The sequence below is a fragment of the Thermogutta terrifontis genome (genome assembly GCF_002277955.1).
GTDB classification, from domain to species: Bacteria; Planctomycetota; Planctomycetia; order Pirellulales; family Thermoguttaceae; genus Thermogutta; species Thermogutta terrifontis.
This window is the reverse complement of the sequence record NZ_CP018477.1, coordinates 3,676,435-3,702,210: the sequence shown is the minus strand read 5'-3', so window position 1 is coordinate 3,702,210 and position 25,776 is coordinate 3,676,435. Positions and strand designations below refer to the sequence as shown.

The window sequence follows — 25,776 nt, the reverse complement described above, 5'->3', positions numbered from 1 at the left end:
GCTGTCACATTCCATCTTTGGGTCCAATCCAGCCATGAGAAACTTACTTCTAAAACGCATATTCCTGCCTTTTAGCCGCCGGTCAAAAACGAGTCTCGCCGGTCGTCGAGGATTTGCCACCCTGTGGCTTATTCTCACCCTTCCTATCTTCTTGATTCTTTTCGGGTTCGTCGTGGAGTTGGGCCATCTTTGGCTTGCCCGCGTGGAGCTGGAAAACGCCCTGGAAGCAGCAGCCCGGGCGGCCGTCAAAGCCTGGGGTGATGCCGGTGGCGGTTCCACCTATATCCCTCGCCAGATCGGGGTTGCTTACGCGGCTGCCAATCACGTTCGCGGCCTACCTTTAGCGATCGCCCCCAATTACGACCCCACTCCCGACCCATCCAACCCGAACGAGAACCTCACCTGCTGTGTGCAACCCGGAGATCCGGTCGGCGGTGTCAGTCCTGAAGGAAACCTTGTTTTTGGGGCAGTTATCCGTGACCCGAATGCCACCTGTCCTATCGTGTTTGATGCCAACAAGCGTCCCGGCTGCAGCCCCGGTACCGTCCTTATCGACGCCACTGCCCAGGGACCGGGAAACCTTGCCCAGGACAATGCTTGGGGTATCGTGTTTCGCGCATCCCCGGACCTTCCCGCCGGATTGACGATACAGAGCGTCACCATCGACCTCCAAGCGGGCGGAGGCAGCGGTCAATTTGACTTTACCTCTGCCCCACCCGCGCTCTCAGATAATTTGCCGGCCCCGATCATCCCGTGCCATAACGATGTGGAGGGTTTTCCGAATCCTTCGTCGCAGATTGTCTTCTCTCCAACCTCGGGCCTATCCCCCACCCTGACAATCAATTTTTATCCCGACCCGATCAGTGGGGATCTCGGTTTCGAGCCAGGCGACCGAATTCGGTTTGGTGCTCGAACGACCGGTGTCTCAAACGGGAGTGGCCAGGATGATGGGGATGGGATTGGACGGGACGGCGTGAGAGTGACGATCGTCTTCGCGATCAACGGAAGTCCGCTTCCCCCAGTCTCGGCTGTCTTCTATGACAATACGGAATCGTCCAATAACTGTCAGGCCACCTGTCCGGTGCACCCGTCGGGTATCGACGACCTGCCGTGTCCACCTGCCAGTGCTCCTAACAACAATGGGCAATCTTACGCAATTATTTCCGGCGGATCTGGAAGCGGCGAATTCGCCGTTCGTGCGCAGGCCGTGCTGGCGGTGCCCAGCCCGATTTGCTCTCTTTTCGGTCTTAAAATGCCGCGGTACAGGGTCTCCGCACATACGATTGCCGTTTACCAGTGTGGGAGTAAGGCGATACGCCTCCAGCGGGTGGACGAATACAAATGCAGTGACTGATCGAACCTGTTAGGACCATATCCCCTGACAGCCTGCGATTTGTGGAAAAGGGCATCAGCATATCGGCAGAAACACGATCGATCACCGTTGAATGGGAAGACACCAAAACGAAATGGCTTGCACGATTAAACTTCACAGAAGGAAACCGGCGTGGAATTCACTGAACAGATGGGACCGACGGTCTTCACGGCGAGGATCGTTGACGCTGGAGGCCGTGCTTGTTCTGCCGATTCTCCTGCTTGCCACCTTGGCCGTATTTCAGTTCGGCGTGTTGATGCTCATTGAGCAGACGATCACACATGCAGTGACAGTTGCCGCACGGGAAGCTGGCAAAGGCGCTGACATCGACGCGACGGCTCTGTCAGTTAACGCGGTCCTCGGCCTTCACGGCTTATCTGTGGGTCCCGGCGCCACGCTCATTTTGGAGGACAGCCTGAGCACACCAGCGGTTCAGGTTCGCGGCACATTTCCCTGCCCGGTTCCCAGTACTCCTTCCGTCCCGCCGGGAATGCTCAAGGCCACACTGTGCGTTGACCTTACTCAAAAACCGTTCTTTAATTTGCTCGCCACATGCGGATTGGACTTCACAGGGCGGAAATTCGCGGTTTCTGCCGTCGCACATCGCGAATTCGACGGTCCACCCGAGATCACCCCACGGCCTGAGTGTTCCTGCCGATAAAGCGAAACTTGCTAGGCCGGCGATCGGTCGAAAAGCTTGCTCGAAACCCCAGTGGCTCTCAAATATACAAGTCCAACAAAAAAGCAGGGGCAATCTGGTGATCACCCCTGCCGGGCTGCGGTGTTTCTAATCAGCATTCTACAGGTGAGCCGTTGCAATTACCTGAGATGTGACTCTACCGCCGGTCACCTTCAGGACGATCGCGTTCAGGCCGTGGCGGCTCTCCTCGCGGACGATCACCGGAAGGCGGTCCTCTCCGCTCGCCCTCAGGACGGGGCGGACCAGCTTCTGGAGCGCGCGGCGGCCCCGCCGGCGGCATGCCCGTGACCGCCCGCATCAACAGCTCCGCCATGTCACCGAATCCCTCTCGTCGCAACAATTCGGCGGCATGACGGGCCCGTTCCATTCTCTCTGGTGGAACAGGGACAGCAGGCGGCCGTGGCGGCAATCTGCCTTCGCGGAGATCTCGCATTGCCCTTTCCACTCGCTCAACCTCGGCCCGCAGTTCGCGGAGCAACTCCTGCCGACCTTCTCGCTCGGCCTGCGCAATCCTTTCGCGCAGCTCAGCCATCCGCCGTTCCAGGCGTTCCATCATGGCCGTGTGGGCTTCCGGAGGAGGTTCCAAGCCAGCTTCCGGCGGCCGTCCTGCCCGAATGTTCTCTCGAATCCGCTCAAGCCGCCCGATCTGATGCTCCAGGTCGCGAACGCGCTCTTCCTGACCTGCCTCTCTTGCCCGAGCAATCTGCTCTCGGAGTTCAGCGAGTTGCCGTTCAATCCTTTCCAGAGCGGGTGGACCGAGCGGTCGCTCCCCTCGTGGTCCCACCTCGGGAGGTCGGGGGCGTTCACGCGGTTGTTCCCGCTCCTCCCGTTCTCGTTCGCGGTCCTCCCTCACTCCTCGTTCCCGCTTGCCTTCTTCACGTTCTTCACGTTCGACGCGAGGTTTTTCGCGTTCTTCCCGCTCGGCTCTTTCAACCGCTGCCGGCTTGTCCGGTTTTCGGCCTTCTTCGGCCAGAGGAGGCGGCCCCCACGGCGCAACAAAGGCCACTGCCGCGGCCGCCAACAAGGAATGTCGCCAACACCATCGAACCCAACTCATACGAGCACCTCCATACACCACAGGAACCTGAGGAGCCGTCGCTCCCACGGACGCAAAAAACACAGCCGCAGCAGTGAGCCAAACTGCCCACCGCTGCAACCGTGCTGACACTCCCACTTTATCCAACCTCCCCGCGGTCTGATCGTCCTGTAAACAAAGCAGTCGCTTGACCCGCGCTGCAAGATGAGACCTTGTCCGCACACCCGTTGTGGCAAGCAGGGTCATCCGACCTTCCAGGGCTTTGCGTCCATAGAACACAAGCCCCGCGGCCAGTTCCCGGGGACCATCAGGAATGCACAGCGAGTACTCATCCGCCACTTCTTCACTGGCCTTTCCCCACTGGAACCGGGCAAACCAGGCGGCAGGATGCCACCACAGAATTGCCACAACCACATCCGCAAGCACATGCCAAAACGGGTCCCGATTGAGGATGTGTTTTAATTCGTGGAGCAAAACCGCCTTATCGGCATTGGCGTTGAGATGAGGATCAAACCCCAAAGGCACCCCGATTGTTGGTCGCATGACGCCGAAGGCGACCGGCGTCAGAAAGCGTGCCGAGGCCACCACACGGATGGGTCGGATATATGCGGCCTCACGTGCCATGTCGTTCACCCAAACTGCCAGCGGGGTGCCAGATAAATCGTGGCCACTCCGTCTGACCCACGCAGTAACCACACGTTTCAGGACCGTTTCTGTGCCGAACACCAAAAACCCGCCCGTCCAAACAAGCAGCAGCCACCGCTCCCATTGACTGCCGAAGAATTCAGGCGGGACAGGGACATCCCGTGCGGGGCCAAGCTCTTCTCCTAACTTCGCTGGCCTTGAGATCACAAACGCAGCGTTCATCGCTGGAGAAGCTACCTCACTCGGGTCGGCTCCGAGACTTTGCTCCCCCGTATGACCTTCCACGAGAGCGTCTGAGACACTCGGCCTTTCCTCCTGGCTGAAGAAGCGCACCAACTGCCAAACGGCAATGGGCGCTGCAAAGAGAACTGAGAGCACGAAGACCAGAATGCCCGCCAGACACGAAATCCACACCAGGCGGCGAAGCTCTGCTCGTGCAGACGCACCGCCCGCCAAAGCCGCCAATGCCACCAGCAGCGTCACACCCAGTGCGAGGAACACGAGTGATTGCCAGGGTGTTTCCATCATAAGGTTCCAAAACCGTATCGCACGGGCGAGAACATGCCACAGTCCGCTAGTAGCAGGCTAACCACCTACAGCACGCGCGGACACGCCCTAAAAAATGTAGCCCAACCTCCAAACACACCATTCCGGTCACCGAGCCTCGTCCTCAGACGGGGCAGCGTTGCAATTCCCCTCCAATTCCCGTTTTCGCTGAGCAATGAGGCGCTCCAGCTCTTCCAGCTCTTCCCGCGTCAAATCCCGGGTTTCCAGGAGGTGACACACCGCTGCGGAAAGACTCCCCTGAAACAGTCGGTCGAGAAAATCGGCTGTCGCCGATCTTACCACCTGTGACTGGCTGACCCGAGGGAAATAAATGAAACGACGATGCTCCAGACGATGCCCCACCAATCCACGCTGCTCCATTTTGCGGAGCATCGTGGCCACGGTGGTGTAGGCCAGCCGCCGTCCTTCCAGGGCCGCATGAACCTCCTGGACACTCGCCGCCTGCTTGTCCCACAGGACGCGGAGAATCCGGAGCTGAAGATCACCCAGCCGAAATTTCTTCTGTGCCATGACGAAGTGATCCTTTTATCTACGACACCGGTAATACTACTTCGGTAGTCGTCCGCTGTCAAGTCCCCGAACGAATCGGAGACCGTCATCCTCCCCGGAAAGCGTCCGAGGAGATCTACCGGGACGCGGTGCTGGTGGCAAGCGTCACGCGAAAGAGATCGAGCAACTCGCGAAGATTTACCCGCACGTAGGGCTCGTCACAGGCAGGGGTTGTCCGACCCGCATCCGCCACCCACATATTCAGGGTTTGCGGCGTCATGATGGCGTTGTGCAAATTGGATCGCATGGCCACAGGCCTTTTGATGATCTCGATCATGGTGGGGACATCAATTCGGCCGAAATACTCGTGTAAACGCTCACTGAGCACCCGCGCCCGCTCATCAGCGGAGATGAAAACTGTGTCTTTGGGAACTGGTGGCAGGAGGGGATGTTGCTGACCGGGTTTCAGGATGAGAACCTCTTCCGGCACTGCCCGAACTGCCGCAAGATCACCTGACCTGTCGCTGAAGACGTAATAATACTCACACGTTCGCGGAGTCTCCTGGAGGATCTTCAGGGCTTGCTGGACCGTCCCTGCCCGCTCCATGATCTCCCGTAAAAGAAGGGTCATGGGCATGCCATCCCAATGGCCTTCTCCACCACCACCCATTTCTCCGACAGCCAGCCCGGCCTCATTCATCGCTGTAACCGTTCCCACCAGCCCCGCATATCCCAAACTCATCCAGGCATGACGGCCTTCGGGAATAAAGACCTGCACCACGGCACATCCCTGGAGATTGATGTCCCGCATGTAATCGAGCACCCGGGCATGGATGACCTGACCGTCACGTGTGGCCGTACCACGAACCGCCACCCCACTGCAATGAAATCTTTCCGGAAAAAGATTTGCAAAACGGGCATCCCGCTGAGAAAGACCGGCAGCTTCGGCTAGAGCGTCAATCTCCTCAAAGTACCGTGATGGGATATACGGAGAGGTTCGACGGTGAATTTCTTCCATGCGGTCGAAAAACCATGTGCCACTTTCCACCGAGTCGAAAGCTCCCACCCCGTAGAGAACTCGCTCCACCAAATATTGAATTGACCCCGCGAGAAGGCGTCCCTGGGCGCGGCCCATGTCCGCAGGTTTGCCACTGACGATGAGCACGAGCTTTCCTTCGCAGCGCGCCAGCAAACCGTGGCGATCCGAATCGACACGAAGAACCTCATAACGGCTGGAAACCCCGGGCGTTGACGTTTCCCCCACGTTTGGATTTCCAGCTTCCGCGTGCGCAAGGGGCTCATTACCTGACGCTATCGGACTGTTGCTCCAGCCCACCGCAAACGCCACAGCGAGGCAAACGACGGCCGTTATCACAGTCCCAGCTGAACTGAATGTCCGAAAATCCACGCCGTCGTATTGCGAAGATGGCTTCCCCTGACACGGAAGCTTAGAAGTGGAGCCAGAACTGATGAGACCACGCAAATGCGTCATTATCTGACCGATCATGTAGGTATCTCCCGTCACGTTTACTCGGCGTCTTATGATTGTCTAAACGTGGTTCATTGTTGCCAGTTATGGTCACCAAGAACGATGTGCCGGAAATGCCAACTTCGGGGACGATGAAGGATTTCCAAACTGATCAACAGCAGGGTTAGGGAAGTTGTTCCGCAGCGAAGTTCACAAGAGCTCCAAACATTCGATAAAGATCATTTCGAGATACTTCCTGAACGGATTCCGTCGCAGGGGGAGCAAATACCCCGGCGCTGGCCGGTGCGTGAAGCTGCCAGCTCTTGATTCGAATAATGACATTCCGATCAGGTGTCTCGACAGCGATCTCTTCGGGCATGACCCCGGCCCTGGTAAAAGTCATGGTCATTTTAGGCGACTGTTTGCCAGCCGGCCAAACTGTGAGGGTTTCGCCATTCTGGTTTTTTTCCTGTTGAATTTGCAGGAGCGGTTCGAGGGCGGCGGGCGTGCTCGCCAGTCCACCCAACGCCAGCATCACAAAACGCAGACGTTCCAGAATTACTCCCCGCACGTAAGTCAACGGTGACTTTGTCTCGAGGGGGGCGCCCGGCTCACCCGCAAAAACTTTTCCGGTTCGTGCCACCAGCCAAGGATAATCGCCCTGCCCCGCCATGACGCGCCCGAAGTTGCCCAGTTGGCCTTCCAGTCGAAATTGATGCCCCCGCCCTCGAATCAGCAGTACATCGAACATTTGTCCTTCCAGTTGGGACGCTACATGAATAATGTGACAGGTTCCCGGGCGTGGTTCTTCCATGCAGAACTGGGTGATTTCGCGAAGGCATCCAGCGATCCGATTCAGCGGTGTGAGACTTTCCGCCGCCGGTTGCGCGTTTTGAAGTTCGACGGGCAAATCCTGAGCGAAGAACCGCGCTGTCTGCTGGAGGATTTCCGGCAAGGCAGCGATCGCTGTGTAGTGACCAAGGCCCTCCAACCAAATTACTTGGTTGGATATTCCCAAAGCCGCGGCCAGTTGCTCAGTACAATCCCGGGGAATAACTTCATCTTCGGCCGCATTGATCATGAGGACTCGACCAGCCAGGGCACGTTCGCGGAGCAGATGCGCACCGGTGAGGGGATCCGCCTCGCGGAAGCCTTCGATCACTTTCGCGCGATCCTCCTCGGGCAGCCGGCCGAGAAACTCCCGCAGAGGCTCGGCTTCCCGCGCTGTCGCGACTATTTTGAGAATGTTGCCTCCGGAAAGGATCAAAGCTGTGCGCCAGATTCGCGGTTCCCGTTCGGCAGCCGATGCTGCAACTATGGCTCCCAGACTGATACCGGCCACACCGATTTTCTCAGGATCCACTTCAGGTCGGGAAGCGAGAAAATCCGTGGCCCGGCGAACTTCCAAATAGGTCTGTTCCAGAACGCGCAGAAATCGCTGGGGCTCTTCCAGGATATCACGGGGCCCCAAGGGACCGCCCCGCTCTCCATAGTAGGGAAGAGGAAACACAACCGCAGAAACCCCATGCGACGCCAAGACGGAGCCCAGCATTCGGACCAGTTCGAGACTGCCATCGAGGATGTGGAGGCAAATCACGGCCGGACGCTTCGGCCCATCAGCGAACAGACCGGTGGGAAGATAGTACTCCACCGGGATAATGTTATTCTGTGGCAGTTCTGATGTAACCGGTGACGGATAACGCACAAAAACGACCTGGTAATTTTCTTTGTTTGTGACGCCCGTCACTTCATAGGAAAAGGGCTGTCCGTCGAAGGTGGCCGTGACGGTAGCCGTCATGCCGGGCTTGAGCCCTAGATCCCGTTCCTCGCCGATTAGGATTGCCCCACTCCAGCACACCCCCATGGCGATAGTGAGGATTGGAGCCAACTTCCGGAGCCGTTTGTAATCTGCCAGCATGCGATCTCCCTCAAATGACAAGGGTCTTGGAATACTGAGACAACAAACCTTTTATGGGACTGTTACACCTGCTTTGGGAAAGAGGTAACAGCCCAGCAACAGTATTTCCCAGGAGGACCGCCGCTGGCAAGCCCGAATCACTTGGGAACGGGGACGATTAGAGAAAACTTTCCAGCACTTCTGCCGGAGCCGGCCCGTACGTATACGGCTCAATGCTGCATGACGCCCGTCCCTGACTCAACCCGCGCATGGCGTTGGAATAGCCAAACAGCTCCGCCAGCGGTGCGTGGGCTTCGATGACCGTGTTTTTTCCGCGTACAGTGGTGCGGACGATCTCCGCCCGCCGCTGCTGGAGATCACTGATCACATCGCCAACATACTCTTCAGGAACCGTCACTTCCAAACGCATAATCGGTTCGAGAAGAACAATCCCGGCTTCGCGCAGGGCTTTATCGAAAGCGTCCGCGGCGGCCAGGCGAAAGGCCAACTCATTCGATTCCGTCTCGTGAACTTTGGCACCGGTAATGGCTACCCGAACGTGCATGAGCGGGAACCCCAGCAGGCCACCGCCCTCTCCCTGCTGCTCGAGAACCTCAAGAGCGGCCTTCAGGAATGGGGCTGGCAGCCCTTCGGCGTTTTCAACCGTCACAACCACAGGTTTGGGGGATTTGTCGAACGGTTCCATGCGAATGGAGAGCTCCGCAAAGAGTGGCTGACCGCCCACGGTGCGGTGGCACACACCAGTAACTTCCACGGCCTTTTCCACTGTCTCGCGGTAGCTCACACGCGGCTTCTGGACGCGCACTTTCAAGTTGTGTTCCCGAACCAATCGGTGGACGGCCACCTCCAAATGAAGTTCGCCCATGCCGCTGATGATGATCTGCCCGGTTTCTTCGTGCTCTTTGTACCGGAACGTGGGATCCTGCCGTTTCATCAACTCCAGCGCATCGATCAGCTTTTTTCGCTCCGCCGTGGTTTCCGGCTCGATAGCCATATCGATGACGGTCTGGGGAAAAACAATCGGTTCCAGCAGGATGGGATGCTTGGGGTCGCACAACGTGTCCCCCGTAACCGAGTGCCGCATGCCCATGATACCCACGATATCCCCAGCCTCCACCGCCTCGATTTGTTCGCGGCGATCGGCCTGGATGCGCCACAGTTGGGGAACGTTTTCCTTCTTGTTCTTGCCAGGATTGAGAACCCGGCTGTTAGCCGTCAACCGCCCGGAATAAACGCGTACATAATCCAGATCGCCGTACCGGTCCGCCTGAACCTTAAAGACCAGTCCGCAAAACGGTTCTTTGGGATCCGCTTTTCGAGTGAGCTTTTTATTGGGGTTTTCTGGATCCGTGCCTTCAACCGGAGGAATCTCGGTCGGGTCGGGCAGGTAATCCACCACAGCATCCAGAACCGGTTGCACCCCAATTCCATGGAGGGCCGAGCCACACAGGACGGGCACAATCAAATTACCGATGGTCGCCTGCCGAATCACCGAACGGATAAGATCTTCCGGTATCGGCTCTTCCGCCAGCAGCAATTCTGTGAGCTTATCGCTGTACAGCGACAACTGATCCAGCATATTGTGGCGCCAAATCTGCGCCTCTTCTTTTAATTCCTCCGGAATTTCCTCGGCAATCACCTCTGCGTGATTCCCTTCTTCCACAAACCGGAGGGCTTTCATCGAAATAAGATCGATCACACCACGGAAGGGGTTGTTAAAGTGGGCAGGACCACTCCCGATCGGGAGATTGACCGGGATCGGCCGACACTCCAGGCGTTTTTCGATCTCTTCCAGTGTCCCGAAGTAGTCCGCTCCTTCACGATCCATCTTGTTGATGAAGGCGATACGCGGAACATGGTATTTGTCCGCCTGCCGCCAGACCGTTTCGCTCTGGGCTTCCACACCCTCGCGAGCACTGAAAACCACCACAGCCCCATCAAGGACGCGCAGGGATCGCTCCACCTCTGCGGTAAAATCCACGTGACCCGGCGTGTCAATCAGATTGATGTGGACGCCTCGCCAGTCGAAGGTCACACACGCTGCTTGGATGGTGATCCCGCGTTCCTGTTCTTCGGGATCGTAGTCTGTCACCGTTGTGCCTTCATCCACCGAACCCACCCGGTGAATAAAGTGCGCGTAAAACAGCATCCGTTCGGTGAGGGTGGTTTTTCCCGCATCGATGTGGGCCACAATCCCGATGTTGCGAATATTCCTGATGTCGCGAGGCATGGCGCTGACCAAACTCTCTGTAACTTCAGTAACCACTCACTGCGCAAAAGAACACCGCACCGAAATAGCTCGGCGCGGTGTGCGTCGTCCCAGGGAGTCTCACCAAGCGAAGTGAGCAAACGCCTTGTTGGCCTCGGCCATCCGGTGGACGTTTTCCCGCTTGGTGATGGCCGCTCCTTCTTTTTTGTAAGCCGCCTCCAGTTCGGCCGCGAGTCTCTCGTACATCGGTTTACCTTTCCGCTCGCGGGCCGCCTGGATAATCCAGCGGATGGCCAGCGATTGCTGCCGCTTGGGACTCACCTGCATGGGCACCTGGTAGGACGCACCACCGACCCGTCGAGAACGTACCTCGATATTCGGTTTCACGTTCTCGACGGCTTCTGTGAAAACGTCAATTGGATTCCGGTCCGGAATCCGCTGGGCAAGAATGTCCAACGCCTTGTAAAAAATAGCCTGGGCAACCGTCTTCTTGCCATTCCACATCATGCAGTTGATGAACTTGCTGGCAAGAAGCGACCCATACTTCGGATCCGGCTTGAGAATCGCTTCACTGGCTGTTTTGCGACCCATAAGTTCTATCCGATCTTAAAATTCCACCTCGGAAAAATTCCTAAAATCACTTGCTCGGCTTCTTAGCACCATAGCGGCTTCGTGACTGGCGCCGCCCTTCCACACCGGCACAGTCTCGCGTTCCACGGATGACCTGGTACCGGACCCCCGGCAAGTCCCGGACACGTCCTCCCCGAACCAGCACGATGGAGTGCTCCTGAAGATTGTGCCCCTCACCAGGAATGTAGACCGTGACTTCCTTCCCGTTGCTCAGCCGAACCCGCGCGATCTTCCGCAGCGCCGAGTTCGGCTTCTTCGGGGTCATGGTCCGCACAATCAGGCACACGCCCTGCTTTTGCGGGCAACCGTCCAAAGCCGGCGACTTGCTGAACTTTCTCTTGGGCTTCCGAGGATTGCGTACAAGCTGATTAATTGTGGGCATGCTGGACTCGTTCTCTCACGACGATCTTTGATCTTTTTGCAACTTTTTTGTACCTTAACCCCACGCGCAGGTGGGCAATAGTAAACCTCAATGGCGATGCGACTCTACCGCTATTTGGAATCAGCCGGAGCTTTCGCCCGGAAAACATTATAGTGACGCTTCCCATATCACTTGTCAAGGGACGGCGACTTCAAGGACCGGCACGCCGCGAATCTACGAATCCTCCCCCCGGGGAGTGAATCGCTCGATGAGCCGATCCCCCAAGTGTGGGGACAGTTGGGCGATGGCGAAAAGCAACCTTGCCCTGGCTGGAACGACCAGCTCCGGCTTGCGAGCTTCACACGCGCGAAGTATACGCCTGGCGAGCCAATCCGCTGAAATACTCCGCACTTTTACCCCCGCCCCTGGCGCCCGTGCCGCTTCCGGGACCATTTCAGCCCCCTCCAAACGGTAGAGGCGTTCCCCTGCTCTGGCAATGGGCCCTGGGCAAACCAGCAAAACATGCAGGCCCCGACGCCCCAGTTCCAAACGAAGTTGCTGAGAAAAGGCCGCCACGGCGTGCTTTGTCGCCGGGTAAGCTCCCACAAATTTGGCAGCCGCTTTGGCAGCCAGAGATCCAATGTTGACCACATGACCACGCGTCGACAGAAGATCATCCAAGAAAACCTGGGTCATGCGAACCAGAGCGATGAAGTTCAGTTCCATCAACTCGCGAAATTGTTCCGGAGTCGTGTCCCGCACGGTGCCCCGCATCGACCGGCCTGCGTTATTGACGAGCACTTCCAGCGGTCCCCACTTTTCGTGGATGGAACCCACAATCCGGGCAACGTCGGATTCCACGCAAATATTGCCTGCAAGCGGCAAGATCGAATGGGAAATGCGGCTCAGTTCTTCGGCCGCTTTCTCGACGCCGGCCGGCTCCAGTCCTACGATCGCCACCCGAGCCCCAGCCCTGGCGAATTCCCGCGCGATGGCGAGCCCCAACCCACTCGAGCCTCCCGTCACCAGAACATTCTTGTTGCTCCAGTAAGACACAGGACACCTTTCTCACGGACAATCATGGCACCCAAAAATGTAAGTAAACGCCGAAAAATCGCGGGTAGCAAGGCGCAGCCCCGTTTTTCGTGCCGGTTCCTTCTTTGATGATACGCGAAGCCAGGGCAAAGCCCAGGGCAGACGGAAAAACTGCCCGGCGAACACCCGTCTCCGAAATGCGCGCCGGGCAGCCCAGGGTCCCACTCAGCCTCTACCGAGCGACTTGTCCTGTCTCTCACGCGGCTTGGACCGCCGGTCCTGCTTGCCGCCCGATCGGCTTTCACACCTCAATCGTATAGGGCTTTCGTTGCGGGCGTGAAAGCAGAGCATTAGCCTGCTCGTCACCGACGAAAACTTCCTTCTCGGGATCCCATCGCAGCTTGCGCTTGAGGAGCATCGCGATATTGCACATGTGACATGACGAAAGCTCGCGATGGTGCGTCGCCACATCTGAGATGGGCTCGGCTCTTTCGCGCACGCATTCAAAGAAGTTGGCCATGTGTCCTTTCAGTTGGCGTCCTTTATAGAGCTTGGTGACTTCTTCCTCGAGCCACTGCTGTTCGTTCTTGGTCAACTCCTCAAGCAACTTGCCTGTGATTTTGCCTCGATTCACAAAGATCTGTCCGCTCGGCCCCTCGAACCACACACCGTTATCCGGGCCGTGCCGAACGATAATGGTTCCCCCGTTGGCGAACCTGAGTGTGCACTGGAAGGTCGTGGCCGTGTTGTAAGCGTTGGGCAGAGCGACCTTCCCCGCGAAAAATGCCACCGGGTCAAAATTCTCCGGGATGGTGGGGAAATCCCCTTTTCCCTCGACCTCGATGGGGCCTGTGTGTTCGCATCCGAGACCCCACTGGGCGATGTCCACATGGTGCGCCCCCCAGTCGGTCAATTTGCCTCCCGAGTATTCCAGCCACCATCGGAACGTACCATGACAGCGTTCCTTGGTGTAGGGGACAAATGGCGCCTGACCTAACCAGAAATCCCAGTCCAACGTCGCGGGTGGATCACTTGTAGGGAAGGGGCCCCCTTTCGGGCCCGCCCCGATGGAACAGGTGGCTGTCAGGGGCTTTCCGAGGCGGCCACTCCGGGCAAGCGCGACAGCCTGGAGAAAACGGCGATCACTCCGCTGCTGGGTCCCCACCTGAAAGACTCGTTTTGTTTCTGCCACCACCCGCCGTAGGATTTTGCCCTCGTCTATCGTTAGCGTGAGCGGCTTTTCACAGTACACATCCTTCCCCGCCAGCATCGCCTCCACGGCGATTTTGGTGTGCCAATGATCGGGTGTTCCGATGGTCACCACGTGGATGTCCTTGCGATCGAGCACTCGACGGTAATCTGTAAATACCTCGCACTGGCCTCCAAAGCGCGCAGCGAATTTTTCGGCATGACTCCTATCCACATCCGCGCACGCGAGCATCACGCCGAACCGTGCGGCCTCGTTCCCAATTCCTGAACCCCGTCCCCCAACTCCGATCGCCCCGACCCCAATTGTCTCGTTAGCGGATTCTCCGCGGGCAAGCCTGGGAAGCCAGAGTAAAGGAATAGCAACTCCCCCGCTCAGAGCGGCACCTTTCAGTAAATCACGACGGGACAGTTTTCCTGCAAGCATGGGAAGTCTCCTCCAGGTGGGATCGAAAGTCGAGATTTCGGCGGGGAAGGCGAATCACTTGATGCGCTTTGGCTCGAGTGTAGTCGGATGTTTCAAACCGGTCAATGCACCAGGAGAAATAATCTGGGGCGGCGCTGGATGCTGTTCGGGAGCCGAACAACGCCATTTCAGAACACATCTCGAGTATTAAACACAATGGGGATACGGTTCGGACTGAACCGTATCCCCTGTGGGCAACATTTTTAACGGGCCAGTTGCACAACCGAGGCGGGCTTCAACCGAGCACGCTCTGGGCGAAGCTGGCCGGTCCTTTACAATTACAGCGTAATTGTGTATGGCTCGCGCTGCTTGCGCTTGGTCAGCGCGTTGGCTTCCTCATCATCCACGAACTGGTACTTCTGCGGATCCCACTTCACCTTGCGATTCAGGAGCATGGCAATGTTCGCCATGTGGCAGGCATTCACCGCGTTGCAATGTGTGAAAACGTCCGAAATGGGGAGACTCCGGTCTTTCACACATTCAAAGAAATTCCGCATGTGGCTGCCCGGCTCCTTGCCGCGATAGAGCTTGCGGACCTCCTCATCGAGCCACTTTTTGTCGGCTTCCGTGAGCTCTTCGATTGGTCGCCCCGTGAGGCTCCCTCGATTTACCCGAATGCGGCCCAATTCGCCCTCGATGATCAGCTCGTTCGGGCCACTGAGAAGCTTCACCACGTTCCCATTCGGCAAGAGCATGTCACAATCGAAAGTCTTCGCCACATTGTAAGCAACCGGCAGGTCTTCCCAGCGACGTTTGCCGAGAAGCGTTTCCAGCATCAATTCCCGACCGAGCGGGAATTCGAAGTTGACCGGGGTTACTTCGACGGGTCCGGTCTCTTCACCACCGAGAGCCCAAATGGCGATGTCCGTGTGGTGGACACCCCAGTCGGTCACCTGGCCACCAGAGTATTCAAACCACCAGCGGAAATTCCAGCCGATACGATTTTCGCAGAACGGCACCTTGGGCGCCTGGCCGAGCCAAAAATCCCAGTCGAGATACTCCGGTGGTTCGGAATTGGGGAAAGGTCCGCCCGACGTGGCCTGGCCGACGGAACTGATGGCCCGCAACTTCTTACCCAAGCGGCCGCTCCGGGCCATCACAACTGCCTTGAGGAACATGCTGTTGAATTCACTTCGCTGCTGCGTTCCCACCTGGAACACACGCCCGGTGCGTCGCACAGCCTCGCAAATGAGTTGGCTTTCCTGAATGGTCAGCGTGAGGGGTTTCTCGCAATAAACGTCTTTGCCCGCCTTCATGGCATCGATGGAAATCTTGACGTGCCAGTGGTCTGGAGTGCCGATCGTCACGGCGTCCACATCCTTGCGATCGAGTATCTCGCGGTAATCCTTGTACACCGCACAGCGTCCTTCGTAGGGCTTGGCGAAATTCTCGGCATTGAGGCGGTGCACGTCGGCACATGCTACCATGTTCCCAAGCTGGGCCGCCTGCCGTCCGATGTCCGTGCCACGGCCCCCCACTCCGATCGCCGCAACATTCAAGCGTTCATTGGGTGACTCCGCCCAGGAAAAGGGGCTGACCCAAATGTGCGGCACGGCAACCGCCATTCCCGCTGACCATTTCAAGAAATCCCGGCGCGACGCATGGGGCAACTGCATACGCAACTCCTTTACCAGCGCAATCAAAGACAGCCGATGGTGTGCCAAATTACTGAGAACACCCACGATCGTTCCCCTTCAGAATAACTTGCTTGGAAACCAGCCGCAAGTAATTGCGCGATTCAGCGAGCCATTTGTACTGTTTCCATCCGCGCTCAGGGGTCAAACTTCCGGAGACTTCGATCGGCCACGCTTTTCGTACCCGATGCAACGAAATCCCTTAGCCTACATCGCAAGGTGGGCTCGACAAGCAGGTCCCGCCGAGTCGGTACGGGCATTTCGGGAATTGTCCCTCCAACACATTGACCCTTTGGCTTCTCTCAGGCCCATACAAAAAGTGGGGACTGGTCAGCTTGTGAGTAACCTGTAAAAGGCGTTATGATGCATCACGCTAACTAAATTCTCTAAAAAGTGTTAGAAGGCGTTTGTGATTTTCAAACTTTTCGTGAATCTGGAGTGAACCGATGGAACTGCCTGCAGTGCCACGTCGGCCCAGCCAGACAAAGATTGTCGCCACACTGGGTCCAGCGACCCATGGACGGGACAAGATCGAAGCCCTTGTCAAAGCGGGGGTCGATGTTTTCAGACTCAATATGGCCCATGGTTCTTTCGACGAGCACGATGCCCGTGTTCGCTGGATCAGAGAGATCGAACAGGATCTCAAAACCCCACTTGGCATTCTCATTGATCTTGGCGGTCCAAAGATTCGGCTTGGCGAGCTGAAAAATGGAGCGCTGGAATGCCAACCGGGGATGCAGGTCACGTTTGTGATGGAGGAAACTGCCCAGCAACCCACCGATCTTCCCGTTTCCTGCCCCGAGGTCATCACCGCACTGAAGGAGGGAGATCGCGTTGTTCTCGCGGACGGTACTGTTACCCTTCAGGTGATCGGCAAATCGGAAAACCGAGCCACATGTCTGGTGACGCAGCCCGGTCTTGTCCGCAGCCGTCAAGGCGTCAATCTGCCGGGTGTCAAGCTACCCTTGGCCGCCATAACCGACGCGGACCGGGAAGCACTCGCCTGGGCCCTCCAAAAAGATATCGATTTTGTCGGCCTGAGCTTTGTCCGTTCCCCTGATGACATCCACGAATTGCGGAAATTGATCGGCAATGTTCAAAATCCGCCGCAAATTGTCGCAAAAATTGAAAAGCCAGAAGCCCTGGACTGTTTAGATGAGATTCTGGACCTGGCTGACGCTGTAATGGTCGCCCGGGGAGATCTCGGCGTGGAAATCGACATTGCTGACGTTGCCATTGTCCAAAAGCGGATCCTGGCCGCCGCGAAAAGGCACCGCAAACCAGCCATCGTTGCCACACAAATGCTGGAGAGCATGCAGCGGTCCCGCATTCCTACCCGAGCTGAAGTCAGCGATGTCACCAATGCCATTCTCGACGGGGCCGACGCCTGTATGTTGTCTGGCGAAACGGCCATTGGTAACTACCCCGTCGAATCTGTCACGATGATGCACCGCATCGCTCTGGCTACGGAATCTGTGAGCCAGCCTCCGGTGCGATACCAGGCAGGAGACTCAGAAGCCGCAAATACGGCGGATATCACCGAGGCCTCCGTGTGGCACGCCGGCCTTATCGCCCACGAGGTTGGTGCGAAAATGATGATCATTCTGACCCGTTCCGGACAGACTGCTTTGACCATCGCCAAACATCGCTTCCTGGTTCCCACCATCGGCGTGAGCGAGTCTCCGCACGTGCTTCGGCGGATGTGTCTCTACTGGGGAATCATCCCCCTGATGGAAGCCCCCTTAAACGATTCCCCGGCTCTCCTGCGATTCGCCACGGAATGGGGAAAACGCGAGGGGCTTATTCAGTCAGGTGATCGAGTTGTCTTCGTTTATGGGACCGGACTTGTCTCCAGTGCCCATAATACGGTTTCAGTGTTCGTGGCCGAGTGATCATCAGGCCCTCGATACCCCTCCCTCCGGAATGCCTCAGATCCAAGCGACGGACGTCGGGCCCAACGTGTGCGACCGCATGATGCGCATAATCCATTTCGGGCGCACTATCCGTTTTTTCGCTCTCCACGCACTGTCGGTGATCCATTTACACAAGTTGCGCGCGTCACAGCGGTTCGCCGCACCTGAGCGATCACTCCAGCTTCAACCGATTTCCGAAGAGCGCCGGTCGCACCTGAAATGCGGGGACCTCGCAGACGCTCAAAAGGGGTGTTGCTCATCAGACGATTTTCAAAATGAGGAGGAAACCTGGTGCAACGTCGATGGGAGTCACACACCATGAAGAAGCACACAATCCGCGTTGTCACACGGGGTGCCGACGGCGAAATCCGTATCCGCGATTATGATAGTCCCGAGGATCTCCTCAAACGACATACTCAGGTAGGCGTGGACGATTGTTGCACTGATTTGAGCGTGCGCGGTCTACCGGTGCTCAAAGGGCTGATCGGTCCAATCCCCGAAGCCCCCGGCATCGTCCGCTATGAGTCGCCTGAGGTCTTCGAAACTCTTACCCGGGAATGGTCAACTGCGAAGCCGGCCCGTCGGCGCACGCGAACCCAACGTCCCGAAGCCGCACAATAACCGGAGCCAACCAAGTTGAGCACCAAATACGGCAAAACCGTCAACGGTGGCCCATCAGGATAGGCCAGTGACGGATCGCCGGGAATCCTCGTCGGCCAAAAACTCCGAGGGGATCATCTCGTCTTCAAAAAGATCTGTGTAAGTCTGACGACGCCGAATCAACTTCACGTCGCCATTATCCACAAGTACCTCAGGCGGATAAGGTTTACTGTTGTAGTTGGAGCCCATCACAAACCCGTAGGCACCGGCGCACTCAATAACGATGTAATCCCCCACTGCCGCCTGAGGAAGCAGTCGCTTGGTGACAATTCCCCCTTCCTCCTGCGTGAAAATATCGCCGGACTCGCACAGCGGTCCCCCCACAATGACTTCTTGAAAAAGCCGTGGAAGGCTCGGGTCTCGCGGTGCCAGCCGCAACGGATGATAGGCGCCGTACATGGCCGGCCGGACGAGATTATTGAACCCCGCATCCACGAGATAAAACGTGTTCTGCGCCTGTTCCTTAACGGCCCGAATTTCCGTGATGAGAAAACCCGCCTCCGCGACGATGTAGCGGCCGGGCTCCACCTCCAGACGCACCCGATGGCCAAACCGGTCTTCCAATCGCTTCCGCGTCGCATCCCAGAGATCGAAATATCGCTGAATGTCAATGCGGGCATCCCCTTCCCGATATGGAATTGGCAAACCGCCTCCCGCACTGATCCATCGTAGATTCCGACCGGCCTCTACAGCCGCTTTTTCCATGGCCCGACACACCTGAGCCAGATGTTCGAAGTCGCTTCCCGACCCAATGTGCATGTGAAGTCCCACCACGCTCAAACCGTGATGCTCCGCCTCGAACAGGGCCTCGTGCAACTGTTCATGCCAGATTCCGTGCTTGGAAAGCTCTCCGCCTGTGTTGGTCTTTCGGCTGTGTCCGTGGCCGAACCCGGGATTGACGCGGAGCGTGATCTCTCGGCCAGGAACGCGTTCCCCAAGCTGCTCGATCATGTCACGCGAGCCACAATTCACATGGATGTGATGCTCAACCACCAAGTCGAGGGCATCTCGATCGAAAATATCAGCCGTGTACATGATGGGAGGCGGATCTCCCGCCGGCGGATACCCAGCGGCCAAAGCTCGATGAATCTCGCCCGCACTCACAGCATCCACTAGCGCTCCCAGTTGACGGACGAGCGCCAAAATGGCCAGGTTTGAGCACGCCTTTTGGGCATAGCGCACCACGTCAAAGACGGCAAGTTCCGCAAAACGCTTTCGGATCACCGCAGCGTCGTACACGTACAGAGGAGTTCCAAACTCCTGCGCAAGTTCCACAACAGGCACACCACCAATCGTCGTTCTTATCAGATTGGTTTCAGCCATCAAGTAACCTCACGCCGAATGTCAAACGCGTCCGACCCAAGAAACTCCAACATTCGCCCCGCAAACAGTTTTGCCACAGTCGAGCTCGCGGCTCTCAGACCGCCGCATCCAGAAAACGCAATCTTCTGCAGCAGTCGGCATCAATCAAGCAGCCGAATGTTAATTGAGATCACTTTACCACATTTCCACCGGGCTGACGAAGTCCCGGTTTACTTGACGCCTGTCCAAAGCATTCCCTGCCCCTGTCGATTGCTCCGTAGGCCAAAGAGGAGAAGTTTTTCCCGCAAAAAATATTGCACAACCCTGCCACGCTCAAAAAGGCTTGCGCAGGGGAGAGGGAATATTTCGAGCCGACCGTCCTCGAAATTGACACGGATGCCGGAGGTCGGTCTCCTGCAAGTGACACAGGACGGACTGGGACCTGCTGGAAACTCACAGCTTGTTCCCAATCTCTGCGACATACTCTCCCCGCCGGAGAAAAGCTCCATCGCGGGCTATTTGCCGGTGTGAAGCCCCAGTGCGGCTTTCTTTTCCTCAATAAAGCGAATGTGGTGCGGAATGTGATCCGTAATCGCCTGCAACAATTCCTGAAGGGTCACCAATCCGCGGACTGAATGGCGGCCCGCTCGCCGAAAGGCCTCCTCCGGGAGGGACTCCAAAATGACGGCCATTTGCTCGCGCAAAAGCGTCAGCAGTTGCAATTCCCTGACTACGTCCCTCTTACCATAGGCCAGATGAGCGGCAAAGGCGTCCGGTTCGCTTGGGGAAAAATCGGGCTCCTTTTCCGCAATCACCCGTTTCATCCTATCCGCATAAAGCTGGTCGAAATCCACGATGTGACACACGACCTCACGCGTGGACCATCGTCCGGGGACGGGTCGAGCGTCCATCTGCTCCGCAGTCATCCCCGCAATCGCCTGCCGAAGCAAACTCGGTCCCTGTTTGTATCTTTCGATCAAGGTGCCAATGGTGCTCATAGCTTTCCTCCATCCCGTTTTGCCTGCGGGACACAATTAACTTCCCCACTGAATAGATTTTAGAAATGTGGTCCAGCGTCCTTCCGCACGGTGCCACAACCTCCCTCGGTGGCCCGGTGACGATTCTGCAACCACACGGGAGATTTGACGAAATTCGTTAGTACTACAGCGCGATTGTTTAAACTTTACAATGCACCCGCCACATGTTGTGCTGACGTGAGTACTCTGGCCACAAGATGCTGGGCCGATCCCATAATCCTACGCTGTGGTATGAGTGACCGAGTGTACATACGGCGATAGGGGCAGCCCGGTCGAAGGGAAACTTGGGTGTCCCACCAAGGTATCTCGTCCAGCTAAAAGTGACCCGAGTTGATGTGTCGCAGAGAGACTTCGGTGTCCTACCAAGCCACAAACTCGGTCCAAAAAAGCCGGCTTTTCGGGCCCGGAAGGGTTCTGACGAGAAAATACGGGAGTAATCGCCGATTCGCCTTGACCTTCGGGCAGGACAAAGGCTTCAGGTGCTTCCCGAAACATGATTTAGCGGATGGGGAGGGATTCGAACCCCCGGTACCCGAACGGGTACAGCAGTTTTCAAGACTGCCGCCTTAGACCACTCGGCCACCCATCCTTAACACCTATGGAAAATCCACCAACTTGTGAGATTGTCACTCTATCAAGGATTATAGGCAGGACGGCGAACCGGCAAAATACCGACCAGTTTTAGAGCCCATCCGTAAACCGAACCGAGGCCGGGGAATCACGCCAATTCTGCGGCTTTTGGATGGGTTCTTAGCACTTCGCCCGGCGATGCGCTTCCCATCGAGGGTTCCAAAGACTACTTCCCCAAGAATCGTCACAAGAGATTCTCTGGAGCGACTCGCCGGTAACCCTATCTCTGACACGAAAACCTGGGCACTGGAACAATTTCGCCATTGCGCCTGGCAGGACTCGAACACAACTCTATAAGTGACGATGAGTGCAGCAGTTACGACACTTCACTGCCCCCTGGTGGCACACAATCCGGCACACTTGGGGACGAAACATCGTCCGACCGCCTCCCCGGTGAGTCTGCGAACCACGGGATATGACGTGATCTTTTTCCGCCGGGACATCGTGGGATGAACGGCTCTTGGAGGTTTCCCTGAGGCTACAATTCACTTGCGCGCAATCGCACTGGTGGCACCAGATTTCCTTATCAGTTCCGAGTGGCAACAACGCAAAAGGCTGAGCTAAGGAGTACTTCGGCGGGTCAAATAACACTGCATTCTTTGGTGACTGGTCGGCACCCGGCGGTCGGAAACTGGGAAGAAATGCCCGATTCAGCGAGTGGTTATCTACAAGCATCTCGCAATACTCTCTCCAGGCCAGCGGGGTCCTTACACACGACGAATCGCCAACAGCCGAATTCACCGTGATGGTTCACCGCCCGGATCCACCGCTGCGCTGCGATCTCCTTCTGGCGATCCTGCTCCGTCTCGAAGCCCTTGATCTCCAGGATCACCTTGACCTCAGTGCCGTCATTGCGGCGCCAGCGGATCAGGTAGTCGGGCCGGTACTCGTGTCGGAACCCATGCCACTCGTAAGGGATTGTAAAGTCAAGGTGGTCGTTGCGGGCATAGGCAATTACCTCGGGCATTCGCTCCAGTTGATACGCTGCACTGTGCTCCCACTTGGGTGCATCGAGCACCACATGGCTGATGTGGCTCTTACTTGTACCGACACATGGACGGACCGTGCGGAAAAGGACCTCGGCAGTTGAACCGATCGGGCGAAACCTCTCGATCACTGGAAGGATTGGTGGCTCTCCTGATTCGGTATCCGGTTCGATGGCCGCGGTCAAGCGTTCAACAATCCGCTCCTTGTACTTGAGCAGGGTGACCTCCTCCGGCGGCGCGTCCTGTTTCACCACAACGCGCTCTTCCAGGTACTGCCACACAATGTTGAGGACTTGAGGAAAGAGAATGTGGCGGGCGTTCCACTCTTCCCGTTTCTCTTTGAGTCGCCGCGTGAGTTCGGCCGCAATCTCGTACACGGTCGCCTGGAGGCGTTTCTCCCGGTGAAATGGGTTGCGGTCGTGGATCACCTCAGGTCCGGGCCCTAGTCGGTCAGGTCGGCCTATGCGGTAGCCTACCGCCGGCTTAACCGTTACTTCGGTGGGCTCGCTGCCGGGGTCGATCTGTAAATAAGGAAGGCCGTCCAGGCTGAGTCGAATCCGTGTGCGCACGTCGACAACGAACCCTTCAACACGGGGGAAAGTGATTTCGAGATGCTTCCGCTGAGGGAGAGCCCGCACAAGTGTGGATACTTTGGCTATTTCGGTACGATTGACGGGTTTCTTTCTGACCGGGATTACTTCGAATGGGACACCGTAGACGTCCACATACTCAGGTTCCGAAAAGTCGTCGTAATTGAGCCGCCGCAAGCCCCGTCCCACCACTTGCTCACACAGCAGTTGGGACGTGAAGGCACGCAGGCCCAAGATCTGCGTGACATTCTGGGCATCCCAGCCCTCGTTCAGCATTCCCACAGACACCACACACCGGATGTGTTTTCCTGGCGGGTCACCTTCACCCTCCCATTCGAGCTTGCCGATGGTGTCCACCACCTTGCGCAGCCGCTCGGCCGCCTCGGCCCTGGTTTCGCCCTCCCTGGCCGCCTCTGCCTCGGCAAGGAGTTTCGTGTCGATTCGGAACGTCACCTCCCCGTTCTGGCCGTTTTCGAGTTCGCGCAGGACCTTGCCCCGGGCAATGTGCTCATGAACGAGTTTGGATAGGTCGGTGTTGTCGCAGACCACGATCATGACAGGCGGCACCGGCGAGCGGCACTTCTGGAACTCGTCGAAAGTCTTCTTCCACTCGCTAGCCAAGGTCACCAGGGCTCCCTCGGCCTCCCGTAGCACCGATTCCGGCTTGGCCCGGCGGCGCGCGGTTTGCCGCTCGGAAGCCGGCAACGCCTGATTGATCGTCTCCCACAGGCGGAAGTACTTGGGGATCAGCATACCGGTGTTGTCGTCCACCGGCACGCGGGGAATTTTCACAATCCCTGATTCAATCGCGTCCACCAGGCCAAAATCCGATACGACCCAAGGGAAAGGAGTCCCCTCCTGGTAGCCGCTTCCTTTGATGTAGAAAGGTGTTGCCGAAAAATCGGCACAGAAGTTGATTCGGCGGACGGCGTTTATCCTGTCCAGCCCGCTGACCCACACCGTAGCCTCCTCGCGCTCTTTGATCTCCTCTTCCGAAAGCTGCTCCTTTACCTCGTCCGACAGCGGCGCTGGACGGTACGCATGATGGGCCTCGTCGTTGATGACCAGGATGTTTTGCTTGTTGCCGAGCTCCTTCAGCACCCGGCGGCAGAAGGCGGTATCGCTTTCCACACCCCGCTGGACCACACTTCGGGAACGGCTGTCGTCCTGCAACTGGAAAAGGTGCCAGTTCGTGATCTCGAATCTCCCCTGCTGGAGCCGTTCCAACAGCCCCCGGGGTACCAGGTCAAATTTCTCATAGTAATTGCCGGGCTTCCACGGAAGCAGCACCTGCAGCCGCTCGCGGATGGTCAGATTGGGACACACAAGGAGCACAGCGTCAGAGAATTGCCGGAGTTGCGGGTTTGCCAGCTTGTTGAGTACCTGCCAGGCGATCACCATGCCCATAACCACGGTCTTGCCTGAGCCGGTGGCCATTTTGCACGCGTAGCGAGTAAGTCCGTTATCCTTCGGAATCGTGATTCCTTGCTTCTCGGCCGGCGGGGCCTCCACCAGCCAGATGAGGGTTTCGGCCGCCTCCCGCTGGCAGAAGAAGAGCTTGCGTTCTCGGTCTGGTCTATTCCAATGGTTGAGGAGTTGGCGGGTGATGGGAGTGACGCCTGGATAGCCTCGCTCCCGCCAGTCTCGCATCCGCTCCCGAATTTTGTTTACCAAATCCAGCGGAACGAATTCTTCTTCCAGCATCGCCGTCTGCGGCCCGGCTGTTCGGGCTTTGAGGTAGTAACCCGCTGGCCGACGGCCGTCTTTAATAACCGGTTGCCCCTCTTCGTAGTCCCAGTAGCGGGTGGGTTCCTCAAAGGGTGAGTTGAGGATGGGGTTGTCAACGAGCATGGACCTGGCTACCTCTTTTGAAGCACTTGTGCCGGCGTTTTCCGCCCGAGTCCCGTTCGGTCGAAATCGCTGTCAAAACTCACAATCACAAGCCCATATTTTTCGGCTGCTCTGTACTGGTAGGCATCGTCAAAGTCCAGATTGTCTCGTTCCATGATCTGAACCAGGGCTTCCATGTCCTCGGGATCCAGACGAACCAGCGTGACCGCTCCGTCCACGAATGCATCCCGCACAAACCGAACAAACGCCTCCCTTTTACCGAGGCGGCTCAACACGATCCCGATAGAGTGAAGGGCGAAGTCCGTAAGGCATAATTGGTCGGAGGGCATTTGGTTCAGAAAGTCCCGAACCTCCTCTGCCTTTTCTTGCTCCAAGAACCGTTCCAGCCACACGTTCGTGTCCACAAGATACATGCTCAGTCGCCTCGCCACTCCAACGCCTTTTTCTGCAGGTCAAGCGCCGTGTATTGGTCCCGGTACTCCTTCAGGGCGCCGGCCCAATCTTGGCGCAGCGGCTTTGCCGATCTCCGGGCCCGCTTCTGCAGCAGGAATTCCACGAAGTCGGCCACTTCTTGCTGCAATTCCGGGGGCAATTGGCGAATGAGTGCTTCAAGTTTGTTCATTGTCCATTCTCCCTCGCTGAGCCCCGATCTTCCCCAATGCAGCCAGCCACCGGTCGAAATCATCCATCCCCGTCGGATTCGGATTCTCCCGATCCAGGTGCCAGCGTAAGGGGTTGGTCCAAATGTATTCCCGAATGCGCTGCAGGGATTCCTCGTTCCAAATGATGTGTTCGTAATGATTGCGTTGCCAGACGGGTGCCCCTGGCATACCGCGTAGGGGGTTGACCTCGCGGGTAACGGCGGATTTAAACGACCGCACGATGGTTGGTATAGAACCCGCAACGGGTTTGCCAAACCGTTCTTGTAGGGGCACGGCATTATTTGATATGAGCGCATTGTTCGGTGGGGGCACATCGTTTGGTAGGGGCACGGCATGCCGTGCCCCTACCAAATCATGCCGTGCCCCGGTGATTACCAATATCCCATGCACGTGATTCGGCATGACCACA

General features: G+C 57.3%; 20 protein-coding genes and 1 tRNA gene. 4 read left to right on the top strand and 17 right to left on the bottom strand.

Translation table 11 applies throughout. The features are described 5' to 3' along the window. Positions 1-34: 34 nt before the first annotated feature. Together THTE_RS13705 and THTE_RS13700 are read left to right on the top strand one after the other, a co-directional pair. Entirely contained in the window at positions 35-1,354 is a 1,320-nt protein-coding gene (locus tag THTE_RS13705; protein WP_157732109.1) for a TadE family protein, read from the top strand. A gap of 199 nt (positions 1,355-1,553) precedes the next feature. Continuing rightward, complete coding sequence (locus THTE_RS13700; protein WP_157732108.1) at positions 1,554-2,033, top strand: TadE/TadG family type IV pilus assembly protein; 480 nt, start codon at positions 1,554-1,556, stop codon at positions 2,031-2,033. A 175-nt stretch (positions 2,034-2,208) separates the two neighbouring features. Here THTE_RS13700 and THTE_RS13695 read toward each other — a convergent pair whose 3' ends face one another. The 10 genes from THTE_RS13695 to THTE_RS13650 all read right to left on the bottom strand — a co-directional run bounded on the left by THTE_RS13695 (position 2,209) and on the right by THTE_RS13650 (position 15,718). Beyond that, the gene (locus tag THTE_RS13695) at positions 2,209-4,281 is read right to left on the bottom strand and encodes a M56 family metallopeptidase (protein ID WP_095415957.1); all 2,073 of its coding nucleotides are present in this window, start codon (positions 4,279-4,281) and stop codon (positions 2,209-2,211) included. A 126-nt stretch (positions 4,282-4,407) separates the two neighbouring features. After that, positions 4,408-4,830, bottom strand: a complete 423-nt coding sequence (locus THTE_RS13690; protein ID WP_095415956.1) for a BlaI/MecI/CopY family transcriptional regulator — start codon at positions 4,828-4,830, stop codon at positions 4,408-4,410. 115 nt (positions 4,831-4,945) lie between these two features. After that, positions 4,946-6,316, bottom strand: coding sequence for a C45 family autoproteolytic acyltransferase/hydrolase (locus THTE_RS13685; protein WP_095415955.1), 1,371 nt, complete (start codon positions 6,314-6,316; stop codon positions 4,946-4,948). Positions 6,317-6,461: 145 nt separating this feature from the next. Beyond that, positions 6,462-8,195 carry an alpha/beta hydrolase gene (locus tag THTE_RS13680; protein ID WP_095415954.1) on the bottom strand — a complete coding sequence of 578 codons (1,734 nt, stop codon included), beginning with the start codon at positions 8,193-8,195 and terminating at the stop codon, positions 6,462-6,464. 157 nt (positions 8,196-8,352) lie between these two features. After that, a complete protein-coding gene (fusA, locus tag THTE_RS13675; RefSeq protein ID WP_207651720.1) occupies positions 8,353-10,425 on the bottom strand; it encodes an elongation factor G in 2,073 nt (690 codons plus the stop codon). A 99-nt stretch (positions 10,426-10,524) separates the two neighbouring features. After that, positions 10,525-10,995 carry a 30S ribosomal protein S7 gene (rpsG, locus tag THTE_RS13670; protein WP_095415952.1) on the bottom strand — a complete coding sequence of 157 codons (471 nt, stop codon included), beginning with the start codon at positions 10,993-10,995 and terminating at the stop codon, positions 10,525-10,527. 46 nt (positions 10,996-11,041) lie between these two features. Continuing rightward, positions 11,042-11,416 carry a 30S ribosomal protein S12 gene (rpsL, locus tag THTE_RS13665; protein WP_095415951.1) on the bottom strand — a complete coding sequence of 125 codons (375 nt, stop codon included), beginning with the start codon at positions 11,414-11,416 and terminating at the stop codon, positions 11,042-11,044. A gap of 213 nt (positions 11,417-11,629) precedes the next feature. Then, positions 11,630-12,451, bottom strand: coding sequence for an SDR family NAD(P)-dependent oxidoreductase (locus THTE_RS13660; protein WP_095415950.1), 822 nt, complete (start codon positions 12,449-12,451; stop codon positions 11,630-11,632). A 280-nt stretch (positions 12,452-12,731) separates the two neighbouring features. Continuing rightward, positions 12,732-14,063 (bottom strand): Gfo/Idh/MocA family protein, encoded by a 1,332-nt coding sequence (locus THTE_RS13655; protein WP_095415949.1) that lies wholly within the window; start codon positions 14,061-14,063, stop codon positions 12,732-12,734. A gap of 317 nt (positions 14,064-14,380) precedes the next feature. Then, positions 14,381-15,718, bottom strand: a complete 1,338-nt coding sequence (locus THTE_RS13650) for a Gfo/Idh/MocA family protein (RefSeq protein WP_095415948.1) — start codon at positions 15,716-15,718, stop codon at positions 14,381-14,383. Positions 15,719-16,182: 464 nt separating this feature from the next. Between THTE_RS13650 and pyk the strand changes: the two genes are divergently transcribed. Both pyk and THTE_RS13635 read left to right on the top strand, forming a co-directional pair. Then, complete coding sequence (gene pyk, locus THTE_RS13645) at positions 16,183-17,628, top strand: pyruvate kinase (RefSeq protein ID WP_095415947.1); 1,446 nt, start codon at positions 16,183-16,185, stop codon at positions 17,626-17,628. A 339-nt stretch (positions 17,629-17,967) separates the two neighbouring features. Beyond that, positions 17,968-18,270: a hypothetical protein gene (locus THTE_RS13635; protein WP_095415945.1), complete on the top strand. Its 303-nt coding sequence runs from the start codon at positions 17,968-17,970 to the stop codon at positions 18,268-18,270. A 54-nt stretch (positions 18,271-18,324) separates the two neighbouring features. On the opposite strand, the gene lysA is transcribed toward THTE_RS13635, so the two are convergent. The 7 genes from lysA to THTE_RS18310 form a co-directional block, all read right to left on the bottom strand. Beyond that, positions 18,325-19,632, bottom strand: coding sequence for a diaminopimelate decarboxylase (gene lysA / locus THTE_RS13630; protein ID WP_095415944.1), 1,308 nt, complete (start codon positions 19,630-19,632; stop codon positions 18,325-18,327). Positions 19,633-20,126: 494 nt separating this feature from the next. Beyond that, entirely contained in the window at positions 20,127-20,609 is a 483-nt protein-coding gene (locus tag THTE_RS13625; RefSeq protein ID WP_095415943.1) for a DinB family protein, read from the bottom strand. A 541-nt stretch (positions 20,610-21,150) separates the two neighbouring features. Then, a tRNA-Ser gene (locus THTE_RS13620) sits at positions 21,151-21,237 on the bottom strand. 702 nt (positions 21,238-21,939) lie between these two features. After that, a complete protein-coding gene (locus THTE_RS13615; RefSeq protein WP_095415942.1) occupies positions 21,940-24,705 on the bottom strand; it encodes a BPTD_3080 family restriction endonuclease in 2,766 nt (921 codons plus the stop codon). Between the two features lie 8 nt (positions 24,706-24,713). After that, a complete protein-coding gene (locus THTE_RS13610) occupies positions 24,714-25,136 on the bottom strand; it encodes a type II toxin-antitoxin system VapC family toxin (RefSeq protein WP_207651719.1) in 423 nt (140 codons plus the stop codon). After that, the gene (locus tag THTE_RS13605; protein WP_095415940.1) at positions 25,121-25,327 is read right to left on the bottom strand and encodes a DUF2281 domain-containing protein; all 207 of its coding nucleotides are present in this window, start codon (positions 25,325-25,327) and stop codon (positions 25,121-25,123) included. Before THTE_RS13605 ends, THTE_RS13610 begins: the two co-directional genes overlap by 16 nt. Then, the gene (locus THTE_RS18310) at positions 25,314-25,769 is read right to left on the bottom strand and encodes a transposase (RefSeq protein WP_207651718.1); all 456 of its coding nucleotides are present in this window, start codon (positions 25,767-25,769) and stop codon (positions 25,314-25,316) included. The genes THTE_RS13605 and THTE_RS18310 overlap by 14 nt, the downstream gene beginning before the upstream one ends. Positions 25,770-25,776 lie beyond the last annotated feature (7 nt).